The organism is Neisseria sp. HMSC70E02 (assembly GCF_001838645.1).
Lineage (GTDB): Bacteria > Pseudomonadota > Gammaproteobacteria > Burkholderiales > Neisseriaceae > Neisseria > Neisseria macacae.
The window spans coordinates 4,435-13,761 of sequence record NZ_KV838064.1; the positions used below are offsets into that span (position 1 = coordinate 4,435).

Here is a 9,327-nt window from a genome sequence, read left to right on the forward strand (position 1 = left end):
GGTGGTCGCTTTATATTGATGTCGGTTACGGTCCCAAACATGGTGCAGACGATTCGATTATTTATCTGCGCAAAGCTGCGGATTTGGGTAATGCCAAGGCGCAATATGAGGTAGCTGAGCTGTTAATGAAAATACAGGATGAATCTAGTCATTTTGTCAGATTAGAAATAGCCAATAAGATGCAGGCTTGTGCTGCGGAGCAGGTACGTCCCGATGCAAATGCTGCAATGGCGGCAACCTCATGGCAGAAAATGATACAAAAAAATTATCAGCAGGCTTTGTTTTACGCACATCAAGGAGTAAAAGCAGGCAAAGATACTTCAGCATATATAGCAGGTAACGCTTTCTATCATAAAAATCCTAAGAGTAGTTATAAACAATGGGGAATCCCTGAGGATAAAGAGCGTTCGCGCCGATATGGAATCATTTCCGACTATCTAACCCGCCGAGCACACCTAAAACCCGAACTCAACGTTCACGATCTAGACGAAATTGTCCCGCTACCCCCGGCAAAACTGCCGAGCTGGGACGGTAAAATCGCCATCCAACGTTTTGAAGAAGGTCCGGCCCCGGCAAAACCATCCGATGAACTGGTACGCAGATTGGCGCAACAGGCGGGATTGGATCCAAATACCGGGCTGCCCAAGTAAATAAAAGAGGCTGACAGAGGATAAAGCCTGAAGGTCGTCTGAAACATGGTTTTCAATAGTTGAGTTTCAAACTTGTTGAAACCGCACTTTCAGACGACCTTCATCTAAACACCAACTTTGGGATGGTTTCCCATACAATTTGAACCAAATACACACTATTTCAATAAAAAACAATGAGAACCAAACATATACCGTCCCTTTTATCTACTATATTAGTGAGCATGCCATTGCTTTCTGCATGCGATGTTGGTAGGGAAATGGCAAGGTCTGCGATGGATATGGTCAGAAATCCCCAAACAGACGTGGGCAAGCAAGTTTTGGGTTCATCTTCTTACAAACATTCCAAACTCAAGAACTTAGAATTTACCTGCGTCAAAGAACAGTTCCCGTCCTTGCCACAGGAAGCAGATCAACTATACCGATACGCCCTTTACCACGATTTTAAAAACCGTTGGCTGCCCAAACCTGGAGTGCTCGACCGTTATTTGCCGTATTACCGTATTGCCGCAGCCAACGGACATTGGCAGGCAAACCTGACCTTGCAGGAAATCTTGTTAAAGAGCAAAGACATTAATCTCGAAACCCGCGAACGTCGTGGCGAAGGTATTTACTGGAACGAAAAGCTGATGAAAATCCTGCCTGCCAGCGCACATTATTGGTGGTCGCTTTATATTGATGTCGGTTACGGTCCAAAACATGACCCTGATGATGCAATAATTTATTTACGCAAGGCTGCAGATTTGGGGAATGCCAAGGCGCAGTACGAGGTAGGTGAATTGTTGATGAAAGTTGTGGATAAAGAAAGTAAACAGTATAGACTGAAAATTAGTGATGCTATGCATCAATGTGCAGCAGAGCAAATATATCCTGATGCAAATGCGGCTAAATCAATGACTGCGGCATTTTCTGTTCATGGGGCATATAACAAAGCGGTGTTTTATGCACATCAGGGAGCTAAGGCAGGGGAAACTTCTTCGGCGCATATAACTAGAATGGCTTTTTATAGTGATAATCTTAAAAGTCGTTATAAACGATGGGATATTCCTGAAGATAAAGAACGTTCACGCCGATATAAAATTATTCGTGAATTTCTTGTAACTCATGCACACCTAAAACCCGAACTCAACGTTCACGATCTAGACGAAATTGTCCCGCTACCCCCGGCAAAACTGCCGAGCTGGGACGGTAAAATCGCCATCCAACGTTTTGAAGAAGGTCCTGCTCCGGCAAAACCATCCGATGAACTGGTGCGCAGATTGGCGCAGCAGGCGGGATTGGATCCGAATACCGGGCTGCCGAAGTAAAGAAACCAAGGCGTGTTAAAAGTAGTTTGACCGCGTTCAAAGGTCGTCTGAAAGCGCTACTTTGATGAAATGAAAAATACTCAAATGCTTTTCAGACGACCTTGCGTCACAAACGGCCATACTGTAATTGGCTTTTATAGAGAATGACCGTAAACGGCTATGACGTTATACCGCTCTAAATTTTGTTAAACCACTACAATAAAAACATGATGAAGCACACACCTATACCTTATGAGCGTCAGGAAATCATCCGACGTGAGCGTGAGTTGGCTAAATATGCCAATACTATGGATAGTTTGTTTTGCATTCCTTTTACCAAACAAGGAATCGGCGTTGATGCCATATTGTCGCTGATTCCTTTTGTCGGGGATATTGCCGGGCTTTTTTTGACGATGAAGGCTTTTCGTATGGGGCGGGAGTTGGGCGTGCCGGATCATAAAATGCGTCCTGCCGTATATCTTGCTTTTGCCGATATGGTGCTCGGCATGATTCCTGTCGTCGGTACGCTTATCGATATTTTCTTGCAGCCGAGCCGCCGTACTTTGAAAGTCATCAATGAATATGTGCGCAGCGAGTATGGTGTAGATTGTGACCTACATTTGGAGCGCCCGTTTATGCACGCGGCTTTGGAGAAGAAACAGCAGCAATCAGATTTTTGGCGCAAACCTGTTTCGGCTTGGCTTTATCTGCATATACCTGATTTTTTCGGTTTGATTGTGCTGGTGTTGATGGGTTGGATAACGGTTGCGGTAAGCAAATGGGCGTGGAGCGGTATGACTTATCTGTTTCATGCTGTTGCCGGTTGGTTTTGAGCGGATAGATAATTTATCGTGAATGGCTTTCAACTGGTATGGTGTTGCCTGTTCTGAACTCAAATGCGTCTTATGAATTAGAAAAGGTCGTCTGAAAAATCGATATTTGATTTTTCAGACGACCTTTTTGCAAAGTGCAAACGGTTGTAAAAAATGGGATGTAGAGAGAGTGAGAAATTTAGTTTAACCAAAAACGGAATACTAAATAAAACACCAAAATCAATACGCCCGCCCATACGATAACCATAAATCCGGCGACAGCCCGACCGAGTCGGTAAACGGGGTTTTTGCGTTCGTCTTCCAAAAGCGGATTAGGGGCGTTGCGTTGTTCTTCGGACATGGTCATCTCTGTTGTGAATGGGTGGCAAAAGCGTAAGGGTACGCCGATGGACGGGAAGATTCAAGCAGGGCGGTTTAATTTTCTCCGTATTCAAAAACATCGTCTTCATTCCAACTGCTTTTGAGCGCGGCGTGGATGGTGTCCATATCGAAGCCGCGATAGGCGAGGAAGCGCGCTTGTTTTTGCTTGTCTTTCAAATCGGCGGCAGGCTGTTTGAATTTTTTGCGCAGCACGGCGACTGCGGTTTGCAGTTCGCTCTCTTTGTCGGGCATGAATTCGCGGCTGACGGTTTCGTCTATGCCTTGCTGCGCCAATGCCTGTTTCAGACGCAGGGAACCGTGTTGGCGGCTTTTGCTGTGGATGTAGGCTTCGGCGTAGCGTTGGTCGGATTGCCAGTTGCGTTCGGCAAATTCATCCAACACGTTTTCCAATTCTTCTTCGCTTTCGGCATACGGGGCGAGCTTGCGCTTAAGCCCGACGCGGCTGATTTCCTGTCGGGAAAGGATGTCCATCGCGCGGGCGCGCAGGGATTTTTGGGGTTTCATGCAGAGGTCGTCTGAAAAGGTCGATTCGTAGGTCAGTCGATTCGTAGGTCAGATTCTTGAATCTGACTTGTGTGTCGTAGGATAGAGGAGAGATAAGCAACTTTCATTCCGTCATTCTCTTTGTTCGATAATGACGAATCTTTTTATTTCCACGGCTCTATTTTCAGACGACCTTTGAAGTGGAAATAAAGGTCGTCTGAAAACAAGGATACTGATTACTCGCCGTCTTCCGCTTTTTTCGGTCGCAGGTTTTCATAAATTTCGGGCAGCGAGCCGATAATCCAATCGGGCTTGGTCGCTTTGTCTTGCGAGAGCAGGGTCATGTCGCCGTAGCCGAAGGTGACGCCGACGCTGAGGCAGCCTGCGGCTTTGGCGGCGATGATGTCGTTGCGGGAGTCGCCGACCATGATCATGTTGGCGGGATTGATGCCCAAGACTTCGGCGGCGTGTTGTAACGGCAGCGGGCTGGGTTTCTTTTCGGGCAGGCTGTCGCCGCCGAGGATCAGGCTGAAGTAGTCGGCGAGTCCGAGTTGTTTCAAGAGTTCGGCGGCGAGGATTTCGTTTTTGTTGGTGATGACCACCAGCGGGATGCCCAGTGATTTGAGCAATGCCAGTCCGGCTTCGGTTTCGGGGTAGGGGCGGGTAAAGTCGCTCAAGTGGTCGCGGTAGTATTTCATGTAGAACACGAAACCTTTTTCCCATAAATCGGGCGCGGCTTCTTGGTCGCGGTCGTTGGTGATGACGCGGTGGACGAGTTTGCCGATGCCATCGCCGACGTAGCTTTCTACTGTTTTGGCAGGCAGCGGCTCCATGCCGAGATATTCGCGCATGGCTTCGGCTGCGGCGGCAAGGTCGGGGACGGAATCGCATAGTGTGCCGTCCAAATCAAAGGCGGCGGCTTGGACGTGTTCGATGGCGGCGGTCATAATGTGTTTTGCTCGTGAATGACAGGGACGCGTATTTTAACATTGATTCGGCGGGCAGGCTTGGAAGCTGCTGATGCCGGTTTGGTATTCGGTTTGCAGCGGGTGGTTTTTATTTTATTGGGATACGGTAGGCTAAGAGTGATGAAATAGAGTTACAGCTTAAATATTACAATGAATTAATTTAGAAACTTTACAAGAAAAATACTTGCCTAAAATTTTATTTTCATGGATAATCCGATTCGTTAGCTGGTTCGAGTAGTCAGTTAATAGTTTCTCCTCTATTTCTCCTTTGTAGACTTGGCACACATTCAATTGAATGTGTGCATTTTTTTTGTTTGTGGGTTTGGTAGGGAGATACTTGGATTTGATGGGGAAGGGATGGGTTTGAAACTGTCAAAGCATCTTGGTTGATAGTGTTTCTATCGTGGGTATAAAAGGTATAGTGGATTAAATTTAAACCAGTACGGCGTTGCCTCGCCTTGCCGTACTACCTGTACTGTCTGCGGCTTCGTCGCCTTGTCCTGATTTATGTTAATTCCACTATAATTTGAAAAAAGGTCGTCTGAACGTTATAAACTTTCAGGCGACCTTTTTTAATGTAGTTAAATCACTCTAAATCTAACACTGCCGTTTCTTTGACCTCTTCCATGACGACATAGCTGCGGCTTTCTGCTGCCGCAGGCAGGTGCAGCAGGATATTGCCCAACATATCCCGATAAGCCGCCATATTGGGCAGGCGGACTTTAATCAGGTAATCGTATTCGCCGGATACGAGGTGGCATTCCAAAATTTGCGGAATCCGCATGATTTCGCGGCGGAAATCTTCAAAAATATTGCCCGATTTGGAACGCAGCTTCAGTTCGACAAAGACCAGCAGGCTTTGCCCGAGTTGGTGCGGGTTGAGGCGGGCATGATAGCCGGTAATGAAATTGTCGCGCTCAAGGCGGCGGACGCGTTCGGTAACCGGAGTAGTGGATAATCCGACTTTTTCTGCCAACTCCGTCATGGGTGTGCGGGCATTTTGCTGAAGGATTTTCAGGATTTTCAGGTCGGTTTTGTCTAATTCTTTCATCGCGGAGTTTCTTTCAACTGAGCTGAAACGCATCATTTTAGGCAGATGGATAAAACGCAGGACAAGGTAACGCAAAGCCGCCCTTGTTTTAAGTTGACCCACTATATCTTTAAAGCGACCGAAAAGAAAGTCAGTCAGCGGTCAATGGCATTGCGCTTTTGCGGCATCGGGTCAAACAGGTCGTCTGAAAACGGTTTTGTCCGTAGTTGTGCCTTATTGGCAGGAGAAAACAAGGAAGGGCGGATTCTAATGGAGGAACGCCTCTTCCGCAATGTGAGTCACTGAATCTAAAAGAAAAGGTCGTCTGAAACGGGATAGGCGGCAATACGGCGTAGGTTGGTTTTCAGTTAAAATACCGCCTGTTCCAGATAGCATTCCGCCACAATCGCTCGACACCGATAAGGCAGCTTTTTTCAAGGGAGGGACTATGCCCGTAGATTCCTTTTTCTACCTCTTACTGCTCACCGGATTTTGCGCCGGACTGATGGACGCGGCGGTCGGCGGCGGCGGGTTGTTGCAAATACCCGGGCTGTTTAACTTGCTGCCAACTTCCACGCCTGTTGCTTCGGTGATGGGCGTGAATAAGTTTGCCTCCTGCTGCGGGACGGTTACTGCCACGGGGCAATATCTGCGCAGAATCCTTGTGCCGTGGAAAATGCTGCTGCCCGCCGCCGTGCTGGCTTTTGCTGCTTCCTATCTGGGCGCGAAAGCCGTGGTTTTCTTCCCTGTGCAATACATGAAACCGGCGATGCTGGTCATCATGATTGCCATGTGTGTTTATACCTTTATCAAAAAAGATTTGGGACAAACGGTGCGCACTGAAAAGCTGACGCGCCGCGAAACCTTGTGGGGCTTGTTTTTCGGCGCATTAATCGGCTTTTACGACGGGATTTTCGGACCGGGGACGGGCAGCCTTTTGGCTTTCGTGTTCGTCCGCTTTTACGGCTACGATTTTTTGACAGCAAACGCATCGGGCAAAGTCATCAACTCGACCACCAATCTCGCCGCGCTGACATTTTTCATCCCGCAAGGACACGTCGTTTGGGCGTGGGCAATCCCGCTTGCGCTGGCGAATTTGTGCGGCGGCGTGGTCGGCGCGAAATTGGCGATACGCGGCGGCACCCAGTTTCTACGTTATGGATTTATGGTGTTGCTGTGTCTGACCATAGGCAAATTCGCTTGGGATTTGATTCGATAACAGAAGGCGTGTCAAAGGCAGGCTTCGCCCGCCGAAAGCGTTTCAGACGACCTTTGTATGCTAAAATCCGTCATCTTTCAGAAAATGACCGATAGAGGGAAACATGGCAGGCAACACTTTCGGACAACTCTTCACCGTTACCACCTTCGGCGAAAGCCACGGCGCAGGTTTGGGCTGCATCATTGACGGCTGCCCGCCCGGACTGGCATTGACCGAATCAGACATCCAAGCCGACCTCGACCGGCGCAAACCCGGCACCAGCCGCCACGTTACCCAACGCCGCGAAGCCGACCAAGTCGAAATCCTCTCCGGCGTCTTCGAAGGCAAAACCACCGGCACACCCATCGCCCTCTTAATCCGCAATACCGACCAACGCAGCAAAGACTACGGCAACATCGCCGCCAGCTTCCGTCCCGGCCACGCCGACTATACCTATTGGCACAAATACGGCACGCGCGACTACCGCGGCGGCGGCAGAAGCTCCGCCCGCGAAACCGCCGCCCGCGTTGCCGCAGGAGCCGTCGCCAAAAAATGGCTGAAAGAAAAATTCGGCACGGAAATCACCGCTTACGTCACCCAAGTCGGCGAAAAAGAAATTCAGTTTGAAGGTTACGAACACATTTCCCAAAATCCCTTCTTCGCCGCCAACCAAAGCCAAATTGTCGAGCTGGAAAACTATATGGACAGCGTGCGCAAATCGTTGGATTCCGTCGGCGCGAAGCTGCATATCGAAGCGGCTAACGTCCCCGTCGGCTTGGGCGAACCCGTTTTCGACCGCCTCGATGCCGAAATTGCCTACGCCATGATGGGCATCAACGCCGTCAAAGGTGTGGAAATCGGCGCAGGCTTCGGCAGCGTCATCCAACGCGGCAGCGAACACGGCGACGAACTCACTCCGCAAGGCTTCCTGTCTAACCACTCAGGCGGCATCCTCGGCGGCATCAGCACCGGACAAGACATCCACGTCAACATCGCCATCAAACCCACCAGCTCCATTGCCACACCGCGCCGCAGCATCGACATCAACGGCAACCCTGTCGAACTCGCTACGCACGGCAGACACGACCCCTGCGTCGGTCTGCGCGCCGCCCCCATCGCCGAGGCCATGCTCGCGCTCGTTCTTATCGACCACGCCCTGCGCCATCGCGCGCAAAATGCCGACGTAGCCGTCGATACGCCAGACATTACCAAGTAGTGCGGATAAAATCGAAAGAGGTCGTCTGAAAACAAACATGACGGATTGTGCCGAACATTTTCAGACGACCTTTCTCAACGCCTATTGAGATAAGTGTGCCGGCCCGTCCGCAACATAAACATTTACAATCGAACATTCGCAAAAAAACTTAGCCAAAACACAGGCTTTATACTAAAATACCGCCATTACCGTGCCATAGCGAAACGCACGGCTTTATTTTAGAGGAATACAAACGACATGACACAAGAAACCGCTTTGGGCGCAGCTTTGAAATCCGCCGTCCAAACTATGAGCAAGAAAAAACAGACCGACATGATTGCCGACCACATCTACGGCAAATACGACGTCTTTAAACGATTCAAACCGCTGGCCGTCGGCATCGACCAAGACCTTGTTGCCGCGCTGCCCCAATACGATCCTGCACTGATCGCCCGCGTTCTCGCCAACCATTGCCGCCGCCCCCGCTACCTCAAAGCCCTGGCGCGCGGCGGAAAACGTTTTGATTTGAACAACCGCTTCAAAGGCGAAGTCAGCGCGGAAGAACAAGCCATCGCCCAACAGCATCCGTTTGTCCAGCAGGCTTTGGCAGAACAAGCCGAGCGCCAAGCGGCTAAACAGGCAGCGAAAACTGAGGCAGTAGAAGCCGAGCAAGTTGGCGCAGCCGCCGAAACTGAAGAAGTGGCACAAAACAACGCCGAATAATACCGAATGATTTTAAAAGGTCGTCTGAAAACGGATTTTCTGTTTCAGACGACCTTTTTTATCGGTATTTCAAATCAACGGAGGAGGGAAAAGAGGAAACACGCTTTGCAACCATTATTTTTGCTTTGACAGGGGAGGGTAAACGGTGGGTGTTTGTTGATTTTTTATTGGGGATTACACGTTTTCTAAAGATGGATTTTTGTGTACGTGAGAATGGAAGTAGATGGGAATATCTTGTTTTATTTGATTTTATTTTAAACTTGGAAAATCAAGATAAAAAAATGCGCATATCGTTTGGGATATGCGCCAAGTCTACAAAGGAGAAATAGAGGAGAAAAATCAAGCTGCATCAAGCAACTCAACGGGCGTTATTATCTACGAAAGGCATCGTTTTGTCAAATTTTTATATGCAAAAATTTTCTATTTTTTGAGAAAACGGCAGATTGTCTGCTTGCCAAATGTCAGGTAATCGCCTTATTTTTTCTTAAAATTTATATAAATCAATGGGTAAGTTGTGTGTTGTATAAGATACAGGATACCTGTTTCCCATATTATAGTGGATTAACTTTAAACCAGTACGGCG

The 9,327-nt window shown here is 48.7% G+C and carries 10 protein-coding genes and 1 pseudogene; 6 read left to right on the forward strand and 5 right to left on the reverse strand.

The genetic code is table 11. From position 1 onward, the window contains the following. From HMPREF3277_RS01165 to HMPREF3277_RS01175, 3 genes are all read left to right on the forward strand, one after another. On the forward strand, nucleotides 1-650 hold a 650-nt coding region (locus tag HMPREF3277_RS01165), incomplete at its 5' end, for a DUF6396 domain-containing protein (RefSeq protein WP_246830739.1). Between the two features lie 173 nt (nucleotides 651-823). Further along, nucleotides 824-1,954 carry a DUF6396 domain-containing protein gene (locus HMPREF3277_RS01170; protein WP_070869788.1) on the forward strand — a complete coding sequence of 377 codons (1,131 nt, stop codon included), beginning with the start codon at nucleotides 824-826 and terminating at the stop codon, nucleotides 1,952-1,954. Between the two features lie 209 nt (nucleotides 1,955-2,163). Beyond that, on the forward strand, nucleotides 2,164-2,766 hold the full coding sequence (locus HMPREF3277_RS01175) for a DUF4112 domain-containing protein (RefSeq protein WP_070869818.1): 603 nt from the start codon (nucleotides 2,164-2,166) through the stop codon (nucleotides 2,764-2,766). Nucleotides 2,767-2,944: 178 nt separating this feature from the next. On the opposite strand, the gene HMPREF3277_RS14815 is transcribed toward HMPREF3277_RS01175, so the two are convergent. The 5 genes and pseudogenes from HMPREF3277_RS14815 to HMPREF3277_RS01190 all read right to left on the reverse strand — a co-directional run bounded on the left by HMPREF3277_RS14815 (nucleotide 2,945) and on the right by HMPREF3277_RS01190 (nucleotide 5,649). Then, nucleotides 2,945-3,106, reverse strand: a complete 162-nt coding sequence (locus HMPREF3277_RS14815; RefSeq protein WP_009311625.1) for a hypothetical protein — start codon at nucleotides 3,104-3,106, stop codon at nucleotides 2,945-2,947. Between the two features lie 74 nt (nucleotides 3,107-3,180). Further along, entirely contained in the window at nucleotides 3,181-3,651 is a 471-nt protein-coding gene (gene recX / locus HMPREF3277_RS01180; RefSeq protein ID WP_070869789.1) for a recombination regulator RecX, read from the reverse strand. 215 nt (nucleotides 3,652-3,866) lie between these two features. After that, nucleotides 3,867-4,577, reverse strand: coding sequence for a phosphoglycolate phosphatase (locus HMPREF3277_RS01185; RefSeq protein WP_070869790.1), 711 nt, complete (start codon nucleotides 4,575-4,577; stop codon nucleotides 3,867-3,869). 431 nt (nucleotides 4,578-5,008) lie between these two features. Beyond that, a pseudogene (locus tag HMPREF3277_RS15125) lies at nucleotides 5,009-5,122 on the reverse strand (IS5/IS1182 family transposase); the annotation flags it as partial. A gap of 62 nt (nucleotides 5,123-5,184) precedes the next feature. Then, entirely contained in the window at nucleotides 5,185-5,649 is a 465-nt protein-coding gene (locus HMPREF3277_RS01190; protein ID WP_003764370.1) for a winged helix-turn-helix transcriptional regulator, read from the reverse strand. A gap of 427 nt (nucleotides 5,650-6,076) precedes the next feature. On the opposite strand from HMPREF3277_RS01190, the gene HMPREF3277_RS01200 reads away from it, so the two are divergent. From HMPREF3277_RS01200 to HMPREF3277_RS01210, 3 genes are all read left to right on the forward strand, one after another. Beyond that, nucleotides 6,077-6,847: a sulfite exporter TauE/SafE family protein gene (locus HMPREF3277_RS01200; RefSeq protein ID WP_070773703.1), complete on the forward strand. Its 771-nt coding sequence runs from the start codon at nucleotides 6,077-6,079 to the stop codon at nucleotides 6,845-6,847. A gap of 103 nt (nucleotides 6,848-6,950) precedes the next feature. Continuing rightward, nucleotides 6,951-8,042 carry a chorismate synthase gene (aroC, locus tag HMPREF3277_RS01205; RefSeq protein ID WP_070869792.1) on the forward strand — a complete coding sequence of 364 codons (1,092 nt, stop codon included), beginning with the start codon at nucleotides 6,951-6,953 and terminating at the stop codon, nucleotides 8,040-8,042. Nucleotides 8,043-8,279: 237 nt separating this feature from the next. Continuing rightward, nucleotides 8,280-8,744: a ProQ/FINO family protein gene (locus tag HMPREF3277_RS01210; protein WP_003777487.1), complete on the forward strand. Its 465-nt coding sequence runs from the start codon at nucleotides 8,280-8,282 to the stop codon at nucleotides 8,742-8,744. Nucleotides 8,745-9,327: the final 583 nt, after the last annotated feature.

Bases quoted from the DNA above. Each gene is read 5' to 3' on its own strand.
- HMPREF3277_RS01170 (WP_070869788.1), top strand. From the start codon at position 824: ATGAGAACCAAACATATACCGTCCCTTTTATCTACTATATTAGTGAGC.
- HMPREF3277_RS01175 (WP_070869818.1), top strand. From the start codon at position 2,164: ATGAAGCACACACCTATACCTTATGAGCGTCAGGAAATCATCCGACGT.
- HMPREF3277_RS14815 (WP_009311625.1), bottom strand. From the start codon at position 3,106: ATGTCCGAAGAACAACGCAACGCCCCTAATCCGCTTTTGGAAGACGAA.
- recX (WP_070869789.1), bottom strand. From the start codon at position 3,651: ATGAAACCCCAAAAATCCCTGCGCGCCCGCGCGATGGACATCCTTTCC.
- HMPREF3277_RS01185 (WP_070869790.1), bottom strand. From the start codon at position 4,577: ATGACCGCCGCCATCGAACACGTCCAAGCCGCCGCCTTTGATTTGGAC.
- HMPREF3277_RS01190 (WP_003764370.1), bottom strand. From the start codon at position 5,649: ATGAAAGAATTAGACAAAACCGACCTGAAAATCCTGAAAATCCTTCAG.
- HMPREF3277_RS01200 (WP_070773703.1), top strand. From the start codon at position 6,077: ATGCCCGTAGATTCCTTTTTCTACCTCTTACTGCTCACCGGATTTTGC.
- aroC (WP_070869792.1), top strand. From the start codon at position 6,951: ATGGCAGGCAACACTTTCGGACAACTCTTCACCGTTACCACCTTCGGC.
- HMPREF3277_RS01210 (WP_003777487.1), top strand. From the start codon at position 8,280: ATGACACAAGAAACCGCTTTGGGCGCAGCTTTGAAATCCGCCGTCCAA.